At 67.2% G+C, this 23775-nt stretch carries 23 protein-coding genes and 2 riboswitches; of the genes, 2 read left to right on the plus strand and 21 right to left on the minus strand.

Annotated elements, in window-relative coordinates:
* Positions 1 to 105 precede the first annotated feature (105 nt).
* The 5 genes from glyA to AC50X6_RS12175 all read right to left on the minus strand — a co-directional run bounded on the left by glyA (position 106) and on the right by AC50X6_RS12175 (position 7312).
* Entirely contained in the window at positions 106 to 1434 is a 1329-nt protein-coding gene (gene glyA, locus AC50X6_RS12155) for a serine hydroxymethyltransferase (RefSeq protein ID WP_494966456.1), read from the minus strand.
* Positions 1431 to 1814 carry a glycine cleavage system protein GcvH gene (gene gcvH, locus AC50X6_RS12160; protein ID WP_494966457.1) on the minus strand — a complete coding sequence of 128 codons (384 nt, stop codon included), beginning with the start codon at positions 1812 to 1814 and terminating at the stop codon, positions 1431 to 1433. Before gcvH ends, glyA begins: the two co-directional genes overlap by 4 nt.
* A 532-nt stretch (positions 1815 to 2346) precedes the next feature.
* A complete protein-coding gene (gene gcvT / locus AC50X6_RS12165; protein WP_494966458.1) occupies positions 2347 to 3495 on the minus strand; it encodes a glycine cleavage system aminomethyltransferase GcvT in 1149 nt (382 codons plus the stop codon).
* A 12-nt stretch (positions 3496 to 3507) separates the two neighbouring features.
* The gene (gene gcvP, locus AC50X6_RS12170; RefSeq protein ID WP_494966459.1) at positions 3508 to 6390 is read right to left on the minus strand and encodes an aminomethyl-transferring glycine dehydrogenase; all 2883 of its coding nucleotides are present in this window, start codon (positions 6388 to 6390) and stop codon (positions 3508 to 3510) included.
* A 39-nt stretch (positions 6391 to 6429) separates the two neighbouring features.
* A riboswitch (glycine riboswitch) is annotated at positions 6430 to 6546 on the minus strand.
* Between the two features lies 1 nt (position 6547).
* Positions 6548 to 6646, minus strand: a riboswitch (glycine riboswitch).
* A 126-nt stretch (positions 6647 to 6772) separates the two neighbouring features.
* On the minus strand, positions 6773 to 7312 hold the full coding sequence (locus AC50X6_RS12175; protein ID WP_494966460.1) for a TetR/AcrR family transcriptional regulator: 540 nt from the start codon (positions 7310 to 7312) through the stop codon (positions 6773 to 6775).
* An 82-nt stretch (positions 7313 to 7394) separates the two neighbouring features.
* Here AC50X6_RS12175 and AC50X6_RS12180 point away from each other — a divergent pair, with 82 nt between their 5' ends.
* Positions 7395 to 9056, plus strand: a complete 1662-nt coding sequence (locus tag AC50X6_RS12180) for an MFS transporter (RefSeq protein WP_494966461.1) — start codon at positions 7395 to 7397, stop codon at positions 9054 to 9056.
* A 108-nt stretch (positions 9057 to 9164) separates the two neighbouring features.
* Here the strand turns inward: AC50X6_RS12180 and AC50X6_RS12185 are convergent, their stop codons facing one another.
* Positions 9165 to 9644, minus strand: coding sequence for a Dps family protein (locus AC50X6_RS12185; protein WP_494966462.1), 480 nt, complete (start codon positions 9642 to 9644; stop codon positions 9165 to 9167).
* A gap of 186 nt (positions 9645 to 9830) precedes the next feature.
* The gene (locus AC50X6_RS12190) at positions 9831 to 10649 is read right to left on the minus strand and encodes a sigma-70 family RNA polymerase sigma factor (RefSeq protein WP_494966463.1); all 819 of its coding nucleotides are present in this window, start codon (positions 10647 to 10649) and stop codon (positions 9831 to 9833) included.
* A gap of 221 nt (positions 10650 to 10870) precedes the next feature.
* Between AC50X6_RS12190 and AC50X6_RS12195 the strand changes: the two genes are divergently transcribed.
* Entirely contained in the window at positions 10871 to 11395 is a 525-nt protein-coding gene (locus AC50X6_RS12195) for a flagellar protein FlgN (protein ID WP_494966464.1), read from the plus strand.
* 13 nt (positions 11396 to 11408) lie between these two features.
* Here AC50X6_RS12195 and AC50X6_RS12200 read toward each other — a convergent pair whose 3' ends face one another.
* The 14 genes from AC50X6_RS12200 to AC50X6_RS12265 all read right to left on the minus strand — a co-directional run bounded on the left by AC50X6_RS12200 (position 11409) and on the right by AC50X6_RS12265 (position 23324).
* Entirely contained in the window at positions 11409 to 11657 is a 249-nt protein-coding gene (locus AC50X6_RS12200) for a carbon storage regulator (RefSeq protein WP_494966465.1), read from the minus strand.
* A 74-nt stretch (positions 11658 to 11731) separates the two neighbouring features.
* Positions 11732 to 12766: a hypothetical protein gene (locus tag AC50X6_RS12205; RefSeq protein ID WP_494966466.1), complete on the minus strand. Its 1035-nt coding sequence runs from the start codon at positions 12764 to 12766 to the stop codon at positions 11732 to 11734.
* A complete protein-coding gene (locus AC50X6_RS12210; RefSeq protein ID WP_494966467.1) occupies positions 12744 to 14792 on the minus strand; it encodes a flagellar biosynthesis protein FlhA in 2049 nt (682 codons plus the stop codon). The genes AC50X6_RS12205 and AC50X6_RS12210 overlap by 23 nt, the downstream gene beginning before the upstream one ends.
* A 49-nt stretch (positions 14793 to 14841) precedes the next feature.
* The gene (locus AC50X6_RS12215; protein WP_494966468.1) at positions 14842 to 15942 is read right to left on the minus strand and encodes an EscU/YscU/HrcU family type III secretion system export apparatus switch protein; all 1101 of its coding nucleotides are present in this window, start codon (positions 15940 to 15942) and stop codon (positions 14842 to 14844) included.
* The gene (locus tag AC50X6_RS12220) at positions 15942 to 16700 is read right to left on the minus strand and encodes a flagellar biosynthetic protein FliR (RefSeq protein WP_494966469.1); all 759 of its coding nucleotides are present in this window, start codon (positions 16698 to 16700) and stop codon (positions 15942 to 15944) included. The genes AC50X6_RS12215 and AC50X6_RS12220 overlap by 1 nt, the downstream gene beginning before the upstream one ends.
* 1 nt (position 16701) lies before the next feature.
* On the minus strand, positions 16702 to 16977 hold the full coding sequence (gene fliQ, locus AC50X6_RS12225) for a flagellar biosynthesis protein FliQ (protein WP_326967581.1): 276 nt from the start codon (positions 16975 to 16977) through the stop codon (positions 16702 to 16704).
* On the minus strand, positions 16974 to 17849 hold the full coding sequence (gene fliP / locus AC50X6_RS12230) for a flagellar type III secretion system pore protein FliP (RefSeq protein ID WP_494966470.1): 876 nt from the start codon (positions 17847 to 17849) through the stop codon (positions 16974 to 16976). Before fliP ends, fliQ begins: the two co-directional genes overlap by 4 nt.
* Positions 17846 to 18466, minus strand: a complete 621-nt coding sequence (gene fliO / locus AC50X6_RS12235; RefSeq protein WP_494966471.1) for a flagellar biosynthetic protein FliO — start codon at positions 18464 to 18466, stop codon at positions 17846 to 17848. The genes fliP and fliO overlap by 4 nt, the downstream gene beginning before the upstream one ends.
* On the minus strand, positions 18467 to 19189 hold the full coding sequence (gene fliN / locus AC50X6_RS12240) for a flagellar motor switch protein FliN (RefSeq protein WP_326967583.1): 723 nt from the start codon (positions 19187 to 19189) through the stop codon (positions 18467 to 18469). It abuts the gene before it with no gap.
* Positions 19186 to 20082 carry a flagellar motor switch protein FliM gene (locus AC50X6_RS12245; RefSeq protein WP_326967584.1) on the minus strand — a complete coding sequence of 299 codons (897 nt, stop codon included), beginning with the start codon at positions 20080 to 20082 and terminating at the stop codon, positions 19186 to 19188. Before AC50X6_RS12245 ends, fliN begins: the two co-directional genes overlap by 4 nt.
* A 74-nt stretch (positions 20083 to 20156) precedes the next feature.
* On the minus strand, positions 20157 to 20984 hold the full coding sequence (locus tag AC50X6_RS12250; RefSeq protein ID WP_494966472.1) for an OmpA/MotB family protein: 828 nt from the start codon (positions 20982 to 20984) through the stop codon (positions 20157 to 20159).
* Positions 20981 to 21796 carry a motility protein A gene (locus AC50X6_RS12255; protein WP_494966473.1) on the minus strand — a complete coding sequence of 272 codons (816 nt, stop codon included), beginning with the start codon at positions 21794 to 21796 and terminating at the stop codon, positions 20981 to 20983. Before AC50X6_RS12255 ends, AC50X6_RS12250 begins: the two co-directional genes overlap by 4 nt.
* Before the next feature lie 3 nt (positions 21797 to 21799).
* A complete protein-coding gene (locus AC50X6_RS12260; protein ID WP_494966474.1) occupies positions 21800 to 22087 on the minus strand; it encodes a flagellar FlbD family protein in 288 nt (95 codons plus the stop codon).
* 100 nt (positions 22088 to 22187) lie between these two features.
* Positions 22188 to 23324: a right-handed parallel beta-helix repeat-containing protein gene (locus AC50X6_RS12265; RefSeq protein WP_494966475.1), complete on the minus strand. Its 1137-nt coding sequence runs from the start codon at positions 23322 to 23324 to the stop codon at positions 22188 to 22190.
* Between the last annotated feature and the right edge of the window lie 451 nt (positions 23325 to 23775).

The raw sequence follows: 23775 nt of genomic DNA on the forward strand, positions 1-23775 counted from the left end.
GGGGCCGGCCGGCCGCGGTTTTCGAAAGCGTGCGTCAAAGCGACGGAGGAGCAGCACGCGTGAAAACTGGGGCCGGACGGCCCCGGAGCCAGCCCGGGAGGGAAATCAGGCGAGGTTGGCAACCGAGGGGTACAGCGGGTGGGCGGCCGCGAGTGCCACCACCCGGGTGCGCAGGCCGGACAGGTCCGCGCCGGCGTCGGCGATCAGGGCTTCAGCGATGATATCCGCAACTTCGGCAAACGCAGCTTCGCCGAAGCCGCGGGTGGCCAGCGCCGGGGTGCCGATGCGGAGCCCCGAGGTGACCATCGGCGGTCGCGGGTCGAACGGCACGGCGTTGCGGTTGACGGTGATATCGATTTCCGCGAGCCGGTCCTCGGCCTGCTGGCCGTTGAGCTCGCAGTTGCGCAGGTCCACGAGAACCAGGTGCACGTCGGTGCCGCCGGAGATCACGGAGATGCCCTTGGCGGTGACGTCGGCCTGGACCAGGCGCTCGGCGAGGATCCGGGCCCCGGCGAGGACCCGCACCTGGCGTTCCTTGAATTCGGGCGAGGCTGCGATCTTGAACGCCACGGCCTTTCCGGCGATCACGTGCTCCAGCGGGCCGCCCTGCTGTCCGGGGAACACGGCCGAGTTGATCTTCTTGGCGATGGCGGCGTCGTTGGTCAGGATGATGCCGCCGCGCGGACCGGCGAGGGTCTTGTGCGTGGTGGAGGTGGTGACGTGCGCGTGCGGCACCGGTGACGGGTGCAGGCCGGCGGCAACGAGACCGGCGAAGTGGGCCATGTCCACCATCAGGTAGGCGCCTACGGAGTCGGCGATCCGGCGGAACTCGGCGAAGTCCAGCTGCCGGGCGTAGGCGGACCAGCCGGCAACGATCAGCTTCGGCTGGTGCTCTTGGGCCAGGCGCTCCACCTCGACCATGTCAATCCGGTGGTCCTCTTCGCGGACCTGGTACGGGATGACGTTGTACAGGCGGCCGGAGAAGTTGATCTTCATGCCGTGAGTCAGGTGCCCGCCGTGCGCCAGGTTCAGGCCCATGATGGTGTCGCCCGGCCGGATCAGTGCGTGCATGACGGAGGCGTTGGCCTGCGCGCCGGAGTGCGGCTGGACGTTGGCGTATTCGGCGCCGAACAAGGCCTTGACCCGGTCGATCGCGAGCTGTTCGACTACGTCAACGTGCTCGCAGCCGCCGTAGTAACGCTTGCCCGGGTAGCCTTCGGCGTACTTGTTGGTCAGCACGGAGCCCTGCGCCTGCATGACGGCCTTGGCGGTGTGGTTTTCGGAGGCGATCATTTCCAGGCCGTCCCGCTGACGGGTGAGCTCTGCGTCGATCTGCACGGCGATCTCCGGATCCAGCGCTGACAACTCCGCGTCGAGGCTCGGGGAGATGACCTGCTCGAAGGTCACGGTGCCGGGGGCACCGGTGCCGCTCACAGTTCGCCGCCGTTCTTGGACGCGTAGTCCTGGGCCGAGAGCAGCGGGCCGTCTGACTCGGCGGCGACCTTGAAGAGCCAGCCGGCGCCGTACGGGTCGCTGTTGATCAGGGCAGGGTCATCGGCGACGGCGGGGTTGATCTCGGTGACCTCGCCGGTAACGGGGGCATAGAGGTCCGAGACGGACTTGGTGGACTCGACTTCGCCGCAGGTCTCCCCGGCGGTCACCGCGGTGCCGACCTCGGGCAGGTCCACGTAGACGATGTCTCCTAGCGCGTCGGTGGCCACGGCCGAGATGCCAATGGACACAATGTTCCCGGCCTCCCGCGCAACCCACTCATGCTCGTCGGAGTACTGCAGTTCAGGGGCAACTTTTGCCATGTGCTTTTCCTTTGTCTTGGAGTGGTCTTGGTGCTAAATCAATTGTGGCCGGGTTACGCGGCGGGGTTCGCCATCCTCCGCGTGCTCGGTCGCGAAAGCGCCCGCTGAGCGGACGCGACGCTCCCTTAGAGGCACGCTTCCGGATGCCGCGCCCCCGCCGCTAACAACCAGTTCAGTTTTCGAGGCCATCCGTTTCCGGAAAGGAACCGTGGCCGTTCGTATTCTTCTAGAACCGACCCTCGGTAGGCGGTCCATCTTCAGCACCTTTACCTTTCGAAGGCGCCGATTCCCGTAAGTCCCGTTCGAGTCCGTGGTCCGAAAGGTGAAGCGTCCTCGAGGGGGCGGCTGGCCGCGGTTTTCGAAAGCGTGCGTCAAAGCGGGGGCCCACGCCGTCCGGGTTCCCTGGCCGAGCTTGCGAGGTTAGGGAGACGGTGGGGAGAAGGAGCAGCACGCGTGAAAACTGGGGCCAGCCGGCCCCGGAGCCGGGTACCGCTGAGGATACCGGCCCCGACGGCACCCTGGAACTGAGGGACTACTTGACGCGCTTGTAGAACGGCAGTGCGACCACTTCGAACGGCTCCATCTTGCCGCGCAGGTCGACGTCGAGCGTGGTGCCGGGGTCGGTGAACTCGACGTCGACGTAGGCCATCGCGACAGGGTAGCCCAAGGTGGGTGAGGGCTGGCCGGAGGTGACTTCGCCGACCGTGTTGCCGTCCTTGAGGACCGGGTAGTGGCCGCGGCCGGCCCGGCGTCCGAGGCCCTTAAGTCCGACGAGCTTGCGGCCCGTGGTTGCTCCGGCTCCGGCTTCCTTCTTGGCGGCCAGGGCGGTCTTGCCGACGAAGTCGCCTTCCTTGGAGAGCGCGACGACGGGTCCCAGCCCCGCGGCGAACGGGTCGCCGTCGAGCGAGAGTTCGTTGCCGTAAAGCGGCATGCCGGCCTCGAGGCGGAGTGAATCCCGGGACGCCAGCCCGGCGGGCGTCAGCTCGCCGTCCTCGGCGATGGCGACGAGCGCCTGCCAGAGGGCGGAGGCGTCGCCGTTCGCGACGAAGATCTCGAAGCCGTCCTCACCGGTGTAGCCGGTGCGGGCCAGCAGGAGCTCCCGGCTGGTGCCGCCGACCATGAACGGGACGTCGACGGCGGCGTAGTACTTCAAGCCGGTGACGAGCGCGTGCTGCGCGGCGGGGACGAGGCGGAGCAGAATCTCCTGGGCCTTGGGTCCCTGCACCGCGATCAGCGAGGTCCCGGCGGACGCATCCTCGACGACGACGTCGAAACCCCCGCTTTTTCCGGAACCAGCCCGCTCAGCGAGGGCCTCGGCCACGACCTTGGCGTTGCCCGCGTTGGGGACGACCAGGAATTTCAGCTCTCCGCGGCGGTAGGTGATGAGGTCGTCGATGATGGCTCCGTCCTCGTTGCAGATCAGCGAGTATTTTGCCTTGCCGATCGCCATCGCAGAGATCTTGCCGACCAGGGCGTAGTCCAGGAACGCGGCGGCGTCCGGGCCGGTGACCCAGACTTCGCCCATGTGGGAGAGGTCGAAGATGCCCGCGGAGTTGCGGACGGCGTGGTGCTCGGCCAGTTCGGAGCTGTATTTGAGCGGCATCTGCCATCCGCCGAAGTCCGTGAAGGAGGCGCCGAGCTTCTTGTGCTCTTCGTAAAGTGCCGTGTAGTTCTCAGTCATCGTTGGCTGTCCTTAGTTGGCGGAGTCGTCGGAGTGGTCCTCGAAGGCTTCGAGGGGTGGGCAGGAGCAGATCAGGTTCCGGTCACCCGCGGCGCCGTCCACCCGGCCCACCGGCGGGAAATACTTGTCCTGCCGGAGCGTGTGAACCGGGAAGACGGCCTGCTCGCGCGGGTAGTCGTGGGCCCAGCCGGTGCTGATGACGGCGGCGGCGGTGTGCGGGGCGTTGCGCAACGGGCTGTTTTCGGCGGTAAAGTCACCGTGCGCCACCTGGTCGATTTCGGCGCGGATGGAGACCATGGCGGTGATGAAGCGGTCGATCTCGCCGAGGTCCTCGGATTCGGTGGGCTCGACCATCAGGGTGCCGGCCACCGGGAACGCGAGCGTCGGGGCGTGGAAGCCGTAGTCGATCAGGCGCTTGGCCACGTCCTCGGCGGTCACACCGGTCTTGGCCGTGAGCTCGCGCAGGTCCAGGATGCATTCGTGCGCCACGAGTCCGCCTTCGCCGGTGTAGAGCACCGGGAAGAAGTCGTTCAGGCGGGCCGCGATGTAGTTGGCGGCGAGCAGCGCCGACTTGGTGGCGTCCGTCAGGCCCGTGCCTCCCATCAGCTTCACGTAGGCCCAGGAGATCGGCAGCACGCCCGCCGATCCGTAGCGCGACGCGGAGATTGGGGTGCCTTCTGCGCCGTTGGCCGGATCGGCGGCGTTGCCGGGCATAAACGGCGCCAGGTGTGCCCGGGCGGCCACGGGGCCGACGCCGGGCCCGCCGCCGCCGTGCGGGATGCAGAACGTCTTGTGCAGGTTCAGGTGGGACACGTCGCCGCCGAACTGTCCGGGCTGGGCCAGCCCGACGAGGGCATTCAGGTTGGCCCCGTCGATGTAGACCTGGCCGCCTGCCGTGTGGACGGCGTCGCAGACCTCGCGGACATCGGCGTCGAACACCCCGTGGGTGGACGGGTAAGTGATCATGATGGCGGACAGCGCGTCCCGGTGCAGCTCGATCTTGGCCCGCAGGTCGGCGTGGTCGATCGTGCCGTCGGCGGCGGTAGCCACAACAACAACTTTCATGCCGGCGAGCACAGCCGAGGCCGCGTTGGTGCCGTGAGCGGAGGCCGGGATCAGGCAGATGTTGCGCTGGGCCTCGCCGCGGGAGTGGTGGTAGCCGCGGATGGCAAGCAGGCCGGCAAGCTCGCCCTGGGATCCGGCGTTCGGCTGGATGGAGACCTGGTCGTAGCCGGTGATCTCGGTCAGCTGGGCTTCGAGGTCCTCGATCAGCTCGCGCCAGCCTGCCGTCTGGGATTCCGGGGCGAAGGGGTGGATAGACGCGAACTCCGGCCAGGAGATGGCTTCCATCTCGGCCGTGGCGTTCAGCTTCATGGTGCACGAGCCGAGCGGAATCATGGTCCGGTCCAGGGCGAGGTCGCGGTCCGAGAGCCGGCGGATGTAGCGCAGCAGCTGCGTCTCGGAGCGGTGGGTGTTGAAGACCGGGTGCTGGAGGTAATCGGAGGTGCGCCCGACGGCGGTGTCCAGGCCGAACTCTTCGGACGACTCAACGACGCTGGCGCCAAAGGCGGCGACGACGTCGGCGACGATCGCCGCCGTCGTTGCTTCATCGGTGGATATCCCGACGGTGTCCGCGTCGATGCCGCGCAGGTTGATGCCCGTGGCCTCGGCGGCGGCGATGATCTGCGCGGCCTTGCCGGGGACGGAAACGGTGACGGTGTCGAAGAAGGACGTGTGCAGAACCTGCAGGCCGGCGGCCTTCAGCGAGGCAGCGATGGTCTTGGCGTGGCCGTGGGTGGTCTCGGCGATTGCCTTCAGGCCGTCCGGGCCGTGGTAGACGGCGTAGAAGGAGGAGACGATGGCCAGCAAGGCCTGCGCGGTGCAGATGTTGGACGTGGCCTTTTCGCGGCGGATGTGCTGCTCGCGGGTCTGCAGTGCCAGCCGGTACGCGGGGACGCCGGCGTTGTCCTTGGACACGCCAACGAGGCGGCCAGGCATGGACCGTTCCAGGCCCTTCTGCACTGCCATGTAGGCGGCGTGCGGCCCGCCGAAGAACAGCGGGACACCGAAGCGCTGGGCGGAGCCGACGGCGATGTCGGCGCCCTGTTCCCCCGGCGGGGTGATGAGCGTCAGCGAGAGCAGGTCCGCCGCGACCGTGACCAGGGCGCCGCGTCCCTTGGCATCCGCGATGACGGCGGTGTGGTCGAACACGCGGCCGGACACGCCGGGCTGCTGGATGACCACGCCGTTGATGACGCCGTCGGGCAGGCCCTTGGAGAGGTCGGCGACCTCAACCTCGAAGCCGAGTGCCTCGGCGCGGCCCTTGACGATCGCTATGGTCTGCGGCAGGCAGTCGGCGTCGAGGACGGTCTTGCCGTCATAGGCCGACTTATTCTTGTTGGCCCTGCGCATCATCAGCACGGCCTCGGCGACGGCGGTGGCTTCGTCCAGCAGGGAGGCGTTGGCGATGGGGAGCCCGACGAGGTCCTGGACCATGGTCTGGAAGTTCAGCAGCGCCTCAAGCCGGCCTTGCGAAATTTCCGGCTGGTACGGCGTGTACGCGGTGTACCAGGCAGGCGCCTCGAGGATGTTCCGGCGGATGACGGCCGGGGTGAGGGTGTCGTAGTAGCCCTGACCGATCATCTGGACGGCCGTCTTGTTCTTCGCGGCAATCTTGCGCAGCGCGGCGAGGACTTCCACTTCGCTGAGGGCCTCGCCGAGCGCCAGCGGGGAGTCCTGCCGGATGACTTTCGGGACGGCGGTGTCCACCAGCGCATCGACGGTGTCGTAGCCGACAGCCTTCAGCATGGCGTCGACGTCGGACTGGCGGCGGGCGCCGATGTGCCGGTCAACGAAGGACGTGGAGGCTGAGGAAACAGTCACAAGGAACTCCATAACTAAGGCGGCGCAGGGTGCGCCGCATTGATTCGGGTTCCTCCCCGCTCTGTATTGGACCTGAGAGTTTCCGCGCGGCCGTGCTCTCGCAGGGCCCCGGTTGCACCGTCGGTGAGCACAGCATGTCGGAGGACAGCCTGCTACTTTCCAGAGTTGCCTTGCCGCGGCGGTACGTGGGCCTGAGAGATTCCTGGGGAGGGTTTGCTCCTACGGCGCCTGCTTGTACCTACTTGCAGGACTCTCCCGCCGCAGATCAATGGCATATTCAGTTGCTCGTGACCGCAGTCACAGCTCCCATTGTCCTATGCCCGGCCCCGGTCCGCAAACTTCGCCCGCCGGCGGGCCCAGGTTACGGGCGTGCGGCCCACGGCGCGGGGGCACCTCAGCCGCGCAGCCGTTCGACGGCAGCCAGCAGGCTCTCGACGTCGCCGCTGATTTCCGGGAACAGCCCGCCGGGCCCGCGGGCCAGCATGGCGTTGAAATACAGTCCGTCCCCCATGTACAGGACGGCCTTGGCCATACCGGGCCCGACGTCGGTCGCCAGCAGTTCCAGCCAGCCGGCCTGGGCGGCGGCAAAACGGTGCAGGGTTTCCTGGTGGGCCACTTCGGCCAGCCGGGTGGCGGCCACGAACACCCGGTCCAGCGGGGTGTCCGCCCAGACCGACGACTTGATGAAGAATGCCGCGGCACCTTCCGGGGCGGCGGCCATGGCGTCGAGATCCTCGGCGAGCAGCCGGTCCAGCCGCTCCAGCAGTACCGCGACCATCGCTTCCTTGTTGGGGAAGTGGTAAAGCAGTCCGCCCTTGGAGACGCCGGCCAGCCTGGCGACGGCGTCCAGGGTCGCGGCACGTTCGCCCTCTTCAATCAGCAGGCATTCGAAGGCGTCAAGGACGGCTTCGCGGGCGACGGGTTTTCTGGCCATGGTTACTATCATGCCCGGTGCCGAGACTGGTTTCTCAACCCGGGTTTCCTAACTATACCGTCCAGACGGTACAGTTATCACCATGAGCAACACATCTTTTACCCCGGACGGCACCGGCGGCTTGCGAACGCGGGCCACCGAGACGACGTCGACGACGGTCCCGCGTGCGCCGTGGCGCGACTGGCTGGCGCTGGCGCTGCTGATGTTTCCGGTACTGCTCGTGGCGGTCGACAACACGGCCCTCACCTTCGCCCTGCCGGCGATCGCCCGCAGCCTTGACGCCACCGGCGTCCAGCTGCTGTGGATTGTGGATGCCTATCCCCTGGTCCTCGCCGGCCTGCTGGTTGCGATGGGCAGCCTGGGTGACAGGATTGGCCGCCGCCGGCTGCTCTTCATCGGCAGCATGGGCTTCGCGGCTGTCTCCGCGGTCACCGCCTTTGCCCCGAGTGCCGAATGGCTGATCGCCGGCCGCGCAGGCCTGGGCTTCTTCGGCGCCATGCTGATGCCGTCCACCTTGTCCCTGATCCGCAACATCTTCCCGGAGCCCAACCGTCGGCGGCTGGCCGTGGCCATCTGGGCTGCGGGGTTCTCCGGTGGTGCGGCCCTGGGCCCGATCTTCGGCGGCTGGCTGGTGGAGAACTTCTGGTGGGGCGCCATCCTGCTGGTCGCGGTGCCGATCATCCTGCCCCTCCTGGTGCTGGGTCCCGCCCTCATCCCGGAATCCCGCGACCCCGCTCCCGGCCGGGTGGATGCGCCGAGCGTCATTCTGTCCCTGCTGGTCATGGTTCCGGTGGTCTACGGCATCAAGGACCTGGCCACGCACGGCCTCGCGCCGGAACCGCTCGCCGCGATCGGCTTCGGCCTGCTCATGGGGTACATCTTCGTCCGGCGGCAGCGGGCCCTTGTCGCGGCAGGCCGGAATAGTGCGGGCACGGAGGACGCCGGCCGGAAAACGGGCGCCCCGTCGAAGAGCCGCCCGGCCTCGCCGCTGTTGGATCTCAGCCTCTTCGGCAACAGGGTCTTCAGCACCGCGATTATTGCCAACGTCCTGGCCTTGTTCTCCTTCAACGGCTTCATCTTTTTCCTCGCCCAGCATCTACAGCTGCTGGAGGGGCAGTCCCCCTCGGAGTCCGGGATCGCGATGGTTCCGGCCCTCATCGCCACCGTCGCGGCGGGCCTGCTGGTGGTGCCGCTTGTCCGGAAGGTCCGGCCGGGATTTGTGGTGGCCGGCGGGCTGCTGCTGAGCGCGGCGGGGTACACCCTGGTGGCATTCGGAAATCACAGCAACGGCCCTGCCTCGCTGCTGGCGGCCCTGCTGGTGCTCTGTCTGGGGGTCGGCGCGGCGGAGACCATCTCCAATGACCTGATCCTCGCCGCCGCCCCCGCGGAGAAATCCGGTGCGGCGGCCGCCATCTCGGAAACCGGCTACGAGGTCGGTTCGCTGCTGGGCACGGCCGTGCTCGGCTCGATCCTGACGGCCTCGTACCAGCAGAACCTCCGGCTTCCCGCCGGCGCCACCGGGACGGCCCCGGCAGAGGCGACGGCCCAGGCCGGCGAGACGCTCGCCGGCGCCATCGAGCTGGCCCATACCTTGCCGGGACCCCTGGCCGAAGCCGTGACAGAGGCGGCCCGGGCCGCCTTTGACTCCGGTGTTCACATCACGTCCGCCATCGCGATGGTGCTGATGGCCGGCGCGTCAGTCCTCGCCGGCGTCGTCCTCCGCAAGGTGCCGACCGCGAAATAGCGGGATGGAACGACGCCGTCGTGCGGGGTCAGGCGGTCAGCGCCATACAGCAGAGCGCCCGACGCCGGCAGGTACCCGGCGTCGGGCGCTTGGAACTGCGGGTGGCGACTATTTGCTGTCCGCGGTGGTAACGCTGGTGCCGGCTCGCATGGTCTCCGCGTTGACCATCCAGGCGTACTGCTCCAGCTTGGCGATAAACGCGTGCAGCAGGTCCGCCGTCGTCGGGTCCTCTTCGTCCACTTCGTCATGGACTTTGCGCATGGTGCCGACGGCGGCCTCGAGAGCCGCGACGATCCGCTCGATGGCGTCCTTGGTGTTGATCAGGCCGGCCGGGAATTCGGCGAGGGCGGTGGACTTGGACACCGTGGAACTGCGGCCGTCCGGCAGGGCGTGGAGGGCCCGCATGCGCTCCGCCAGGTCATCTGCGAAGGCGCGGGCAGCATCGATGATTTCGTCCAGCTGCAGGTGGAGGTCCCGGAAGTTCGTCCCCACGATGTTCCAGTGTGCCTGCTTGCCCTGGACATGAAGTTCGATCAGGTCCACGAGCACTGCCTGCAGGTTGGTCGTGAGGGTCGGTGTTGCTTTCATGGGTCCTCCTGGGTAGGTCCGATTCCGTTGCGCCCCATACCGCTGGGGCCGATGCTTCAGACGCTACCCCAGCGCCCCGAGGTGCGCGCCGGTCCCGGCGGAATTTCTCGGTCAGCTTACTAAGTCGACTTACTACCGTCAGTGGTGAGGGTCCAGCGCAGGCTTAGCGCTGGCCGCACCGCAGGCTCAAACCGCCTCGTTAAGCACCGGCCCCAGCGGGAACAGAGCGCGGGTGATGCCCCCTGCGGTGGCCGCATCCAGCTGCGACAGGTAGTCGTTGCGGCGCCGCGGGGCGATCCGGGACTGCGGTTCGAAGCCCCGATCAGGATCGTCCGCATAGTGGGCCGTGAGGCCGTCACGCATAAGCCGAATGGCCTCGGCACGCTGCTGGGAGACCGCCGCGTGGGTGGACCCGAGTTCCGCGGCCAGGTCCTTGACGGTCCTGTCGCCGAAGTAGATCTCCTCGACGACGTAGCGCATGCGATCCGGGAGGGACTTCACGGCTGCGCGGAGGTACTGGAGCCGTTCGTCCGCGAGCACGGAGTGTTCCGGCGTCAGCGTTTCTGCGGCCAGCGTGTCGACGACGGCATCATCGAGCGGCGTCAGGGTGCGGGAGGCGTCGGCGAGGGCCGCTTCGACGACGCTCTGCTGGACGCCCAGGGACGAAGCGATCTCGTCGACGCTGGGGGTGCGTCCGAGGGCTGCGGCTAGGGTTTCCTGGACCGACATCGTCTCCTTGATCCGGCGGCGCGCGGACCGTGTGGCCCAGTCACTGGCACGCATCTCGTCGGCAAACGCGCCGAGGATACGCCGGCGCGCAAAGGCACCGAATGGTACGCCGAGGTCCGGGTCGAAGGAATCGGCCGAGGTGATCAAGGCAATGGCGCCGGCAGACGCCAGGTCATCGCGGGAAAGGTGTGATGCCTTTGAGCACAAGTCTGAGACAAGATAGCCAACCAGCGGAAGATGCTGTGTGACCATCTCGTTGCGTTCCACGCGATTCAATAGTTCCCCCAAAGAGCCCAGATCCGGAGGCCTTAAAAAGGCCGAGAGCCGCAGCCGAAAACGGTCCCGTACTTCCCACCGGGACGTCGGAGTGTGAAACCCGGGCGCAGCACCCATGACGAAACGTATCACCCGAGTCCCAATCTGCGTGTAACCTCAGGGAAAAGCTTGGCTGAAAATGCGGTAACTCTTTTCATCGGGGCGGCAAGGGAATGGGGCCTATGGGTGCAGGTGATCTATCGGCGGCTCTCTGGCAGGAGCGCCGCCAGCTGGAACTGCTGCTTTTCAGGTTGGAGACGCAACGGCTCCATGTCCTGGCCGGCAATTTGAAATGGCTTGGTTTTACGGCTTCCGAGATGGAGAGTGTCCTCGATCGGATGCGCTTTGAAGCCCTGGCCCGGAGTGTCGAATCGGCCGCGGTGGCGGCGGAATGGGGCTTGCCGGCCCAAGCGACCCTGATCGGGCTCGTGGCGGGGGCACCGCCCGGTGCCTGGCCCGAGGTCCTGCAGGATCATCTGGAAGGGCTGCGCGAATTGCTCCAGCAACTCGGCGACGCCGCCCGTGCCAATGAGGACACGCTGCGTCGTGTGAACCGTCAGCCGGCTGCCGGCGCATCCGGTGAGACGGACACGGCCGGAGATCTCGACCAGTTGACGACGGCGGGAAACATTGAGCGCGCGCTGGCGGTCACCCGCCGGACAACCCAGCCCCTGCTCGAGAACTACCTCGACGGAACCCCGGACTGATCAGAGGCGCCGGTCAGCCCGTTTTGGGGGCAGGCGCCGGCGGCAGCAGGCCGCGGAGCGCGTCCTCGGATTCCACGCCCGCCTGGGCTGCGGCAAGGTTGGCGGCCGCGATGGCCTCGATGACCTCGCGGCGCTGGATCGGAACGCCGCGGGGTGCCTCGATGCCGATCCGGACACCGTCGCCGCGGCCTTCCAGAACCGTGATGACGATCCCGTCGCCGATCATGATCTGTTCGCCCGGCTTGCGTGTGAGTACCAGCATTCTCTCAATCTACCCTTCGCTGTGTGGCGCCGCGGACGATTCCCGATGCCACGGCCGTGCCACTTCTGCCCATGTCAGATCGTCACGGCGTGTGCCGGAGCAGAATCGATCCACCCCAGCGGCAATCCGAGCCTGTTGACGGTTTCGGGGGTGGCCGTTTCGGCGGCTCCTACGACGGCCACCGCGCTGATGGTCAGCTGCGCTGCGAGGACCCCGACCCAGCGTGTGGTGTCCTCGGCCTTACGTCCCGCGTCCACCACCACCCAGAGCTGGTCAGCGGAGAGCGCGGCGACGGACTGGAGCCGGGCGATGGCATCGCGGGCCTTCCCGAGTCCGAACGCCACCACAACTGTCTGTTCCGTCAGCACTGCGTGGGCGCGGGCCGCCGTCGCGCCCTGGCGTCCCTCCACGTGCAGGTGGCCGTAGGCCGACAGCTTTCCGGCCGTGCGCACATCGGCGCCGCCGGCTGCCGTGGACATGGCCAGAGCTGCGTCGAGAGCATCGTCCCCCAGCCCGACGAGGACCACCAGGTCCCCGACGCCGCTCAGCACGGTGGGGACCATCTCGCGCCGCGGGGCGGGCGCCGTGGTCGTAGGAGCGGCGGCAACGGCGGCGTCATATCGAGCGCGGTCCGGGACGACGGCGGCCGGGACGACGGCATATTGTGCGCGGTCCGGGACGACGGCGGCCGGGGCGCGGAGCCCGGCACCAAGCTGCTCCAGCAGTTCGGCAAAGTCCGGCGACTCGGTGGACAGGCCGGCGCTAACGGGCCGGTGCAGCTTCAGTTCGGCCGCGTCCGCCTCTTCGAGCAGGGCCGCGATCGCCGCACCCTGCAGCTGGTGTGCGGGAGCTGCCGCCGCATGTGGGGCGGCAGCAGTATCCGCCGCGACCGGGAGGACCGCCTCGGGAACCACTTCGCCCGTGACCACCTCACGGCCGGCCGGCACCTCGATGATCGCCTCGTACCGGTCACCGGCGAAGAGCCCTGCAATTCCGGGGCTGGTGACGCGCTCCGCGGAGACGATGCGGGCGGCGGGCCCGTGCTGAAGTTCGGCCTTTCGCCGGATCTCCTCCAGCGAGGCTCCCTTAAGCCGATAGGGGTTCGGCATGGCGTACAACTCCTACAGTTTCGATCCGGACGTTGGCGGAGGTAACTTCCCGGTAGGACAGTACGGGCACCGAGCCCGGCTGCGATCCCACGAGCCGGTGAATGGCGGGCCGGAGCGCCGGAGCGCAGACCAGCACGGCCTGGCGGTTGGCCGCGGCGGCGGCGTCGACGGCGTGGCTCACCGAGCGCAACACGGCGTCGAGCCTGTCCTGACCCATCACGATCTGGCTGCCGCCCTCGGCGGGGCGCATGTCCTCGAGCATGGACTGCTCCAGGAGCGGGTCGATCATGATGACGTTGAGCACGGGACCGTCCATGAACTTGGCCGTCAGCGCGGGGCCGAGGGCCTGGCGGGCGGCCTCGACCAGCGACTCCGGGTCGGTGGAGATCTTGGCGCGGAGCGTCAGCGCCTCGTAGATGCGGGCCAGGTCGTTGATCGGCACATGTTCATCCAGCAGGCCCTGGAGTACGCGCTGCAGCTCGGCGAGGGAGAGCAGCGCGGGGGTGAGTTCGTCGACTGCGGAAGGACTCTGCTTCCGCACCCCTTCGGTGAGCACGCGGACGTCCTCGCGGGAGAGCAGCCGGGCGGCATTGGCTGTGACGATCGATGAAAGGTGCGTCACGAGGACGGAGACGCGGTCGATGACGGTGGCGCCGGTCATTTCGGCGTTATGCCGCATTTCCGCCGGTATCCATTTGCCGGCCAGGCCGAAAACCGGCTCGATCATTGCGATGCCGGGGAGCGAGTCGAGGCTGTCACCCAGGGCCAGCATCTGGCCGCTCGGGGCGGTGCCGCGGCCGGCTTCCACGCCGGCAATCCGGATCGCGTAGCTTGCCGGCGGGAGGTCCACGCTGTCCCTGGTGCGGACGGGCGGGATGACAAGGCCCAGCTCCATCGCAATCTTGTGCCGCAGGGACCGCACCCGGGCCAGCAGGTCATCGGAGGCGCCGGAGACCATGTCCACGAGGTCCGGGGCCAGCAGGATCTCCACAGGGTGGATGCGCATGTCCTCGAGGAGCTTTTCGTTGGGATCCATCTCCGGGAAGTTCAGCGCGGCCGCCTCGGCTTCGGCCGACTTCTCGTTGTGCTGCTGCCGGGCGGCGATCCGGCGGGACGCGATGAGCAGCCCGGCTCCGACCAGAAGGAAGGGCAGCGGCGGCATGCCGGGGATCAGGGCCATGGCGATCGCGGCGACGCCGGCGATCATCAGTGCGTTGGGCGACTGCATCAGCTGGGTGGACGCTGTGCGGCCCATGTCCGATTCGGTGTTCGAGCGGGTCACGATCATGCCGGTGGACACTGCCATCAGCAGTGCCGGGATCTGGGTGACCAGCCCGTCGCCCATGGTCAGGATGCCGTAGGTGCCCACGGCGTCGCCGATCTCCATGCCACGCTGCAGCATGCCGATGGCGATGCCGCCGATGAAGTTGATGATGATGATGATCAGTCCGGCGATCGCGTCGCCCTTGACGAACTTCGAGGCACCGTCCATGGCGCCGTAGAAGTCGGCCTCGGCCGAGACCTCGGCCCGCCGTTCGCGGGCCTGGGTGTCGGTGATCAGGCCGGCGTTGAGGTCGGCGTCGATCGCCATCTGCTTGCCGGGCATGGCATCGAGGGTGAAGCGGGCGCCCACCTCGGCGACGCGTTCGGCTCCCTTGGTGACAACCACGAACTGGATGACCACCAGGATCAGGAAGATGACCGCGCCGATGATCATGGAGCCGCCCACTGTCACCTTGCCGAAGGCTTCGATGACCTGGCCGGCGTGCCCCTCCCCCAGAATCAGCCGGGTGGAGGCGACGTTGAGGCCCAGCCGGAACAAGGTGGCGACGAGCAGGAGCGAGGGGAAGACAGAGAAGTCCAGCGGCTTCTTCACGAACATGCTGGTCAGCAGGACCAGCAGCGCCAGCAGGATGTTGCAGACTATGAGGACATCCAGCAGGGGCGCGGGCACCGGAACAATCAGCAGCAGCACAATGCCAACAATGCCGATGGGCACCGTCAGCGGGGCGAGCTTCTTGATCATGGTGCGGTCCTTTCACAGACGCTGGTTCGAAAAGTGTTCACGCGGTGCCTCATACGGCAACTCCTACGGCTGCGGTTGTGCTGCTCATGCGGTGCATCCCGACGGCGGCGCCGCGGGCCTTGAGTGCCATCACGAAGGCGAGGACACCGGCTACGTCGCGGTAGAAGTCCACCGGGATCTCCTGGCCCAGATCGCAGGAGCTGTGCAGTGCCCTGGCCAGCGGAATGTCCTGGACCATCGGCACGCTCTTTGCCTCGGCCTCTGCCCTGATTCTGGTCGCGATGTGGCCGGAGCCTTTGGCCACCACACGGGGCGCGGATTTGCCGGGTTCATACTTCAGTGCCACCGCCACGTGCGTAGGGTTCACCAGCACGACGTCGGCGTCTCCGATCGCGGCGATCATGCGGTTCCGGCTCATTGCCATCTGCCGGGCCCGGCGCTGGGACCGGATGAGCGGATCGCCTTCACTGTTCTTGTTCTCGTCCTGGACTTCCTTTTTGGACATCCGGGTCTTTTTGCGGTTGCGGCGCATGACGACGAAGAAGTCGGCCGCCGCCAGCACGATTCCGGCGGCCACGGCGAACTGGATCAGGGCGGCGATGCCCCCGCCCGCGGCCTGCACCACACCCGCCACGGGCATTCCCCCGGCGGTCAGCAGGACCGGGACCAGGCCCTGCACCACGCTGTACAGGACGAGGCCCACCACGCTGGCCTTCAGCAGCGCCTTGACTCCGCCCCAGACTGCCTGCATGCCGAACATCCGCTTCAGTCCGCCGAGCAGTTTGAAGTGCTCGAAATCGAACTTGAACTTCTTCAGGTGCACTCCGCCCTGCAGCGCGGATCCGGCGAGGACCACAACAAAGACGACCATCAGCATGGGACCGACGATGCCGGCGATGGCCGCGAGGCCGTCTTCCAGGGCTTTCACGGCTTTGCCCGGGTCCGGAGCGGCCACGATGCCGCGGACGCTGAAGAGCTGGTCCGTGGCAGCGTTGGACGCGCGTTCGACCGTTGCGGGGATCATGATGGCCGCGGCCCCGACACCGAGCCACGCGGTGAGGTCCTGGGACCGGGAAAGCTGGCCCTTGGAGCGGACCTCCTTCATCCGTTTGTCGGTGGCTTCCTCGGTCTTTTCCTGTGAATCCGACATCAGCCCACCCCCAGCACGGACTTGGCGGCCTGGCCGGCCAGGCTGGAGACGATCCTGGGCAGCGCGAGGAACATAAAACCTGCCAGCATCAGCGTCAGCAGGATCTTGAGCGGGAAGCCCAGCGAGAAGGCGTTCAGCGCCGGTGCCACGCGGGTCAGCAGGCCCAGTCCGACGTCGGCGAGGAACAAAACCACCACCAGGGGGCCCGCGATCTGGACTGCGGCGAGGAACATGCCGGTGACCGCCGCCGTCATGGCCTGGACCGGCTGGGCCAGATCCATGCCGCCGGCCAGAGGCAGGGCCGCAAAGCTGCCCGTCAGCCCGGTGATGACCAGCTGGTAGCCGTCCGAGGCGAACAGCAAGGCCAGGGCGGCCATCTGCAGGAGCCTGGTGAACTGCGCGCCGTTGACCATCATTTGCGGGTCGAAGGCCTGCGCCATCTGAAACCCGCTGAAGAGGTCGATCAGGCTGCCGGCGGACTGGATGGCGGAGAAGATCACCAGGACCAGAAATCCGAGGGCCAGCCCGGTCACCAGCTCCAGGACCACCCCGCTAACGAAGCCTGCCGTGTCGCGTGGCGTGTAGCCGACGGAGACCCGCTGTGAGACGGCCAGGCCCAGGCCGAGACCCAGCATGGCCTTGACGCGGCCCGGGAATGACTGGTGGGCGAAGGGCGGCGCCACGATCAGGAATGCCGTCATCCGGACGGTGGCCAGCAAAAGCACTTCCAGCCACGTCGGGTCGATCGGGATACCCACCTCACAGGCCGCCGAGCAGCGACGGGATCTTGGCGAAGAGATCGTTGGTGAAGGTGACCATCTCCGAGATCATCCAGTGCCCGCACACCAGCAGCGCGATGGCCACCGCCGCGGCCTTGGGCACGAAGGACAGGGTGGCCTCCTGAAGCTGGGTGATGGACTGCAGCAACGCGATGGCCAGGCCGACGACGAGCGCCGTCACCAGGACGGGGGCAGAGAGCTTCGCGGCCACGATCATGGCCTGGAGGCAGATATCCAGGACGGCGTTGGCGTTCATCCGGTGCCCGCATAGCTTTGGATGAGCGAGGTGATGATCAGGCCCCAGCCGTCCACGAGGACGAAGAGGAGGATCTTGAAGGGCAGCGAGATCATCACCGGCGGGAGCATCATCATGCCCATCGACATCAGGGCCGCGGAGACTACGAGGTCGATCACGAGGAACGGGATGAAGATGACGAAGCCGATGATAAACGCGGCACGCAGTTCGGAAATCATAAACGCCGGGATCAGGCTCTGCAGCGGCACCGACTCCGGGGTGGCCGGATTTTCTGCACCCGCAGCGCGGGTCATCAGCGCAATGTCCTCTTCACGGGTGTGGGCCAGCATGAACTGTTGCAGCGGGCCGGATGCGGCCGCCACGGCGCCGTTGAAGTCCAGGGTGCCGTTGAGGTAGGGCTGGATCCCGATGGTGTTTATCTCATTGAGCACGGGCCACATCACGAAAATCGAGATGAACAGGGCCAGGCCCGCCAGCACCTGGTTCGGCGGGATGGAAGGCAACGACAGCGCGTTGCGGGTCATGGCCAGGACCACGAAGATCTTAGTGAAAGACGTCATCATCAGCAGCAGCGCAGGCGCCACCGAGAGCAGGGTGATCCCGATCAGGGTCAGAACGGCGGTAGACGGTTTGCCGTCGAGTCCGTTGATCTCGATGTTGACGCTGCCGCCGGGGTTGGCCGGATCCGTCGGGGCCACCGGCGGGGTGGGGTCGATGGGTGCGGCGTGGCCGGTTGCAGCGTTGAGCCACAGCAACAGGGCCGCGAGGAAGACGGCGGCGAGTCCCAGAAAGACAATCCTGGCCGGGTGGCGCCGGTCAGGGGCGGCGGCCGGGCGTGCGTTGGCCGGCCGGGTGCTGAGGGGGCGGTTCAATTGCGGCGTCCGCTCCTGAGAACGGCAGCGGCCTGCTTCCAGGTGGAGCCAGCCAGGATCGAACCGTGCAGAGGCGGGTGTGCGGGGCTGCCCGCGCGCGTCGCGGGGCCGCGCGCGTGGGAATCCCCGTGCAGGGTGCTGCGCCGGGACGGCGGAACTCTCTCCGAGCCGGCGCCGGCCACGCCGGAGGAAGCACTTTCGACGTCGGCCTCGCCGGCGGTGCGCCCGGCTCCCTCGCCGGCGGCCTGGCTGTCCGCTGTGATCTCCGGGAAGCCGGTCTTTCCGCCGGAAAGCGGGCCGAATCCGGCGAGGAGACGGGCGAATTCGCCGGCGCGGTTCTCGGCAACCGGGACCTCTTCCGCTTCCGCCGGGATGTCGCCGGTGTGCAGGACGTTGACGGCGTGGTCGGTGACGCCGAGCAGGAATCGCTGGCCGGCGGCGTCGACCACCACCACGGAGGCCTTCTGGCCGACGCTCTGGCGGCTGACGATGGTCAGCGCACGGTCAGCGCGCCGCCGTCCGGTGCCTTTGCCGAGCCGGCGCTGCAGGAACCACATAAGGCCCAGCACCGCGCCCAGGGCCACGAGTACCCGCAGCCCGAGGATCAGCGAGTCCATTCAGCTGAGCCCCTCGGCAACATCGAGGATGCGGGTAATCCGGACAGCGTAGTCCTGGTCCAGCACCACCACTTCGCCGTGCGCGATCAGGCGGCCGTTGAGGAGTACATCGGCGGGGGCCCCGGCCGAGCGGTCAAGTTCGATGATCTTGCCCGGTTCGAGCGCGAGCACGTCGCGGACCGACATGCGGGTGCGTCCGATCTCCACGGTCAGGGCCATTTCGATGTTGTTGATGCGGCCCAGCCGGCCGGCGACGGCATCCGCGCCGGCGAACACGTCGCCGCCGCTGTCCTGGCCGGAGCTGTGCTCCCGCAGGCGGACCGCGAACCAGGCCGCCGGGCTGGCGCCGTCGGAAAGTTCGAAGACGGCCGTGTCCGGGTCCGAGAGCAGCCCGGACGCGTCGGATTCCCGCAGGTCGCTCAGGACGCCGGCGCCGAAAGCTGAACTGGCGCTTTCCATCGCGGGGCGCAGGACATCGGTCACCGAAACGTGTCCAAGCTGGTTTCCGGCTCCGGCAGCCTCATCGAGGAATGTACGGTCGCTGAGCATCAGGGCGAGATCCGCAGTGACGGAGCCAACGAACGTTGCGGTGACGGCCTGACGGGCGTACGCCGCGGCGGCCCGTGCGGGCACCAGCGCAACAACTTTTAACGCTACCGGGCTCGGCAGCTCCTCGACCAGCCGTTCCGCCGACGATTCGTGCCTGGTCAGGGTGATGCTCATCGGTGATTCTCCTCGATTGTGACAATAACGGCAGCCGCCCTGGATCCGTTGCGGGCAGGGGCGGCGGTGGCGAGCCTGGTGCCGTCCAGAGTGAGGTCAAACGGCCTGTTTTCCAAGTGCGGCAGGGTGAGGACGTCTCCGACGGCGAGGCCAAGGATCTGGCTGGGGGTGACGAACGACGTCGAGAGCCGCACCGACAGCTCCACGGGGACCCGCTCCAGCTGCGCACTGACGCGGGCCGGGGCGTCGCCGCGGTTGTCGGTCGGGTTGACCTTCTTGAGCCGCCCGAGCAGCAGGGCGGCCGGGACGGCAAGGGTGGCCGGGGCGCTCATGTCGCCCACGTTCATGGTGAACGCCGCGACGATCATCAGTTCACTGGGCGCTGCGGCCTGGGCGAACTGGGAGTTGTACTGGATGGTGTCCACCCGGACTGCCTCGCTCAGCAGCGGCCCAAAAGAGTAGCCGAGGTCCTCGAGGGCCTCGTCCATGAGCCCCTTGACCAGCGCCTGCTCGATCTGGGTGAACTTGCGGTCCGGCATGGGCGCGTCCTTGGAGGCGCCGAGCATGCGGTTCACCCAGCCGAGGGCCGCCGGTGCCGGGAACTGCACCACGAGCTTGGAATCGTGGGCCTCGACGGTGCACAGCACCATGGAGGTCACGGCGGGCAGGGAGGCTGCGTACTCGTCGTAGCTCAGCATGCTGACGTCATCGAGCCGGACGACGGATTTGACTCGGACCTTGGCGGTCAGCTGGGTGCCCCATTGGCGGGCGAAGGTTTCAAAGGCGAGCTCCAGCACGCGGCTGTGTTCGCGTGCCAGCGTCGCGGGACGCCGGAAGTCGTAGACGGTTACGGTCCGCTCCCGTACCACTTCCCGCTCATCCAGAACACTCACGGTTGCCACTATCGGCAAGGGATCTGCCGCCGTAAGCAATCCGCGTCAAGCAAATTGCAGCAGGCAAGATGCGGCTATTTCTGGCTGAGCTTCAGCGCTTCGGGAATGAGGGCCCGGACGACGTCGGGCTGGTCGGAGATAACCACGATGTCCACCCGGCGGTTCCGCTCCATCAGTTCCGGCGTGGAATCGTCGTTGACCTGCCGGGCGGAGCCGAACGCGACCGCGCCGATGGTCCCGGGAGTAATCCCGCCGCGCTCCACCATGTAGCGCAGCACATTGACGGCGCGCGCGGAGGACAGCTCCCAGGTGGAGGGGTAGGCCGTCACGCCGTTCGCTGCGTGGCCTTCGACCATGATCTCCAGGGCAGCCGGGCCGAGGACCGGGGAGACGATCTGCAGGACCTGGGAAGCGCGGTCTGTCAGTTCCGGCCGGTCAGCGGCGAAGAAGGTCTGGGATCCGATGAGTTTGACGGTCAGCCCGCGCTGATCGATCTGGAATTCCACGTTTTCACTGAGTCCGGCCGCCGCCAGGCCCGCCCGCATCTGGGCTTCCAGGGCGCGCAAGCGGTCCACTTCCTTCTTCGCCGCCTCGAGGGCCTCCGGCGTGGCCGGCGACGCCGCAGATTGGCTGGCGGCGAAGGCTTCCAGCTCTTTGTTCACGAGCTCCGGCGGGACCACGGTGCCCTCGGCCGTGTCCACGGTTTCGGACGCTACCGAGCCGAAGCCTGTGGCCAGGGAATTGCGGAGCTTCTCGAACTTGTTGGCGTCCACCGTGGACATGGCGTAGAGAACGATGAAAAGGCACATGAGCACCGTGACCATGTCCATGTAGGACGCCATCCAGCGTTCGTCAACGTGGTGCTCTTCGGGTTTTTTGCGGGGGCGTCGGCGGCCACTCACGCGGCCGTGTCCATCGTTTCAGCGTTGCCAGCGGCCGCCTTGCGTCCGCTTCCCGGGCTCTTGAGCTGGTGCTCGGGGACCATGGAACGAAGCCTCTCGGCGAGCAACAGCGGCTGGGCCCCGGCCTGCACCGCGAGCATCCCCTCCATCAGCAGAGTCCGGCGTTCGATGTCCAGTTCGGACAGCCGGGCCATCCGCGAGCTGAACGGGAGCCAGATGAAGTTGGCCGACAGCAACCCCCAGAGGGTGGCAACGAAGGCCGCGGCAATCATGTGCCCCAGCTGCTCCGGTTCGGAGAGGTTTTCCAGGACGTGGGTCAGGGACACAACGGTGCCCACGATACCGACGGTGGGGGCGTAGCCGCCGAGGGACGCGAAGAACTTCGAAGCGGAATGATCGCTGCGCGCCTTCGTATCAATTTCATCCTCCATTTGCATCCGGAGGTCTTCAGCGTCGGTGCCGTCGGCGATGTTCTGCAGGGCACGGGCAAGGAAGGGGTCATTGACGCCAGCGGCTTCTTCCTCGAGGGACAGCAGGCCCTCGCTGCGGGCCTTTTCCGCGAACCGGACCATCTGGTCGATGCTGTCCTGCGGCTTCGCGGTTTTTCCGATGAACATCCCCGGCACGGCTTTGAATGCCTGGACGACGTCCTTGAGCGTGTTCCCGGCGAGTCCGATGGCCAGGGTCGCGCCGAAAACGAGAATCATGGGGGCCGGCAGCAGCAGTGAGGACAGGCTGCCGCCTTCCAGCAGGACCATGACGATGAGTGAGCCAAAGGCGAGGAGCAGTCCGATGACTGTTGCGGGATCCATGGGTTACTTTCTTGGTTGCTCAGGTGCGGTGAGACTGGCGGCGCCTTTGGGATCCGAGGGAGGGACCAGACTCAGCGGGTATCCCGTAACGGCGGGGAAATCCCGCGCCTTGCCCAGCACGTACGCCCGGTAGTCGGCAATGAGTTCCACCACGTCCGCAAGGCTTTCCAACACGACGTAGGCCGCGCCGTCCAGTGTTACCAGGTGGGTGTCGGGGCTCTCGTGGATACGCTCGATCAGGTCCGGATTGATGGCGAAGCGCGTTCCGTTGAGGCGTGTGACGACGATCATGGGCCGATTCTGCTCTGTTCTCGCGCTCAGCGTTGCTCAGCAAGGGGGAGGGTGTTCTCCTCTTACTGTCGGCAAGGCCGCCCACTTCGTTAGGCGCCGGTTATGAACACTTCCGGTCGTACCGGATCCCGGCTGCGGCACCCTCGCCCAAGGCCTCGCGGGTGTCCGCCCACACATTACTGAAGAGGCCGGTGACCGTGCTGGCCCGGCAGTCGATGATGCGCACGGGGTACCTCGAGTCGTTGCCGAAATCGTACTGGTTCCGGCCGAGCCTGTTGGCGCGGACCGTGACCGTGATGTTGGAGTAGTTGGCGTTGTCGATCACGATGCTGCTCTGGCCGCCGTCCAGCCAGTTATTCTCGACGACGACGCCGGACAGCTTGGCGACGTTCTGCTGCAGGAGGATCGCCGCGCCCCCGGACGTTCCATGGGCGCTGGATTCACTGCCCGGGCCCCGGACTGTGGAGCTGATCACGTGGTTGCCCGTGATCCGGATGTTCTCGCCGCCCTGGACCTGGATGCCGTCGTTGTGCGTGCCGTCGGCATGGGCCGGGTCGTTGCTGAAGTAGCTGAGGTCGTGGATGTAGTTGGCGTCGGCCACCACGTTTGCCGTCGGCGGTCCATTGGGGCGGTTGAAAATCCCGAGCCCGTCGGTAGTGCCGTAGATGTTGTTCCGGCGGGCCGTGTAGTCATGGCCCACGACTCCGTCGCGGAAGTAGGACGGCCGTTCCGGCGCGATGGTGCTGTTCTCGACCAGTAGCCCTTTCACGCCCGCGTCGGTGGCATCCACGATCCCGGTATTCGACGGCGGGATCTGCAGCCCGCCGCGCAGCCGGCAGTTCCGGATAGTCACATTGCTGGCACGGATCTTAATGTCGCCCCAGATATCCAGGCCCGCCAGGACGGTCCCGTCCACGGTGATGACGAGGTCTGTCCCGGCGGTGTTATATGGAGTGAGCTGCGTGCCCGGCGGAACCCCGGTGTTGGCGTCGCCCGGGCGGTCGGTGCCGTCCGGATTTCCGAAGAATGCCAGTGCTGCCCAAACGAGCGCAATGACCGCGACCATAGTGGCGAACGTCAGGAAGTGCCGGCTGCGCCGGAAGGACCGGCCCGCTTCCGCGTTCCCGGCCGGCCGCGCCCCGCCCGATTCCCTGCCGGGCACGGGGGTGGATCCGTCGACCTCGTCGAGGTGGCTCATCCCCGCGGCATTCCAGATGTCACAACTCCGATTGTCCACGGATGCACCATTCCGCGCTACGGCTGAGGCGGCCGGTCTTCAGGTGGAACGCGACGGCGGCTCCGGGCCCGGCACAACGCCGAAGCCGGAGCCGCCACCCGGAGCGCCACCGTATGGTTTCCGCTGCGCAAAAAGTCCCGCGACACGGAAACGGCCCGGCGCTGCGGGAATCCGCGCAGCGCCGGGCCGTTTCCGTGTCGGGGAGCCGAATCCGCAGCGAAAACCGCCATGATGCCGGACGTTCTTCAACGCATCCGCGAGAGAGGCGAGAGGGGAGGGCTTCGGACACACCAGTCACCCCAGGAGCGTGCTGATTGAGTCTGTTTTTAGACGATATGAAGTGAGGGTGGCCAGGTAACGGGAAGAGGCCGGGGCCTTCTGTTTCACAGGGTCCGTGGGTTGCCATTGACAGCTCCCTTGGCCTGGCCGGCTCGTCGGGGGTGCAATGGTA

Source organism: Pseudarthrobacter sp. HLT1-7 (assembly GCF_059383435.1).

Coding starts and splice junctions, on each gene's coding strand:
- gcvT (WP_494966458.1), bottom strand. CDS start 3,495: ATGACTGAGAACTACACGGCACTTTACGAAGAGCACAAGAAGCTCGGC.
- AC50X6_RS12255 (WP_494966473.1), bottom strand. CDS start 21,796: ATGGATCCCGCAACAGTCATCGGACTGCTCCTCGCCTTTGGCTCACTC.
- AC50X6_RS12260 (WP_494966474.1), bottom strand. CDS start 22,087: ATGATCGTCGTCACACGCCTCAACGGAACGCGCTTCGCCATCAATCCG.
- AC50X6_RS12185 (WP_494966462.1), bottom strand. CDS start 9,644: ATGAAAGCAACACCGACCCTCACGACCAACCTGCAGGCAGTGCTCGTG.
- AC50X6_RS12210 (WP_494966467.1), bottom strand. CDS start 14,792: ATGATCAAGAAGCTCGCCCCGCTGACGGTGCCCATCGGCATTGTTGGC.
- AC50X6_RS12175 (WP_494966460.1), bottom strand. CDS start 7,312: ATGGCCAGAAAACCCGTCGCCCGCGAAGCCGTCCTTGACGCCTTCGAA.
- AC50X6_RS12195 (WP_494966464.1), top strand. CDS start 10,871: ATGGGTGCAGGTGATCTATCGGCGGCTCTCTGGCAGGAGCGCCGCCAG.
- AC50X6_RS12215 (WP_494966468.1), bottom strand. CDS start 15,942: ATGTCGGATTCACAGGAAAAGACCGAGGAAGCCACCGACAAACGGATG.
- fliN (WP_326967583.1), bottom strand. CDS start 19,189: ATGAGCATCACCCTGACCAGGCACGAATCGTCGGCGGAACGGCTGGTC.
- fliQ (WP_326967581.1), bottom strand. CDS start 16,977: ATGAACGCCAACGCCGTCCTGGATATCTGCCTCCAGGCCATGATCGTG.
- AC50X6_RS12200 (WP_494966465.1), bottom strand. CDS start 11,657: ATGCTGGTACTCACACGCAAGCCGGGCGAACAGATCATGATCGGCGAC.
- AC50X6_RS12205 (WP_494966466.1), bottom strand. CDS start 12,766: ATGCCGAACCCCTATCGGCTTAAGGGAGCCTCGCTGGAGGAGATCCGG.
- gcvH (WP_494966457.1), bottom strand. CDS start 1,814: ATGGCAAAAGTTGCCCCTGAACTGCAGTACTCCGACGAGCATGAGTGG.
- fliO (WP_494966471.1), bottom strand. CDS start 18,466: ATGGACTCGCTGATCCTCGGGCTGCGGGTACTCGTGGCCCTGGGCGCG.
- AC50X6_RS12180 (WP_494966461.1), top strand. CDS start 7,395: ATGAGCAACACATCTTTTACCCCGGACGGCACCGGCGGCTTGCGAACG.
- gcvP (WP_494966459.1), bottom strand. CDS start 6,390: ATGGAGTTCCTTGTGACTGTTTCCTCAGCCTCCACGTCCTTCGTTGAC.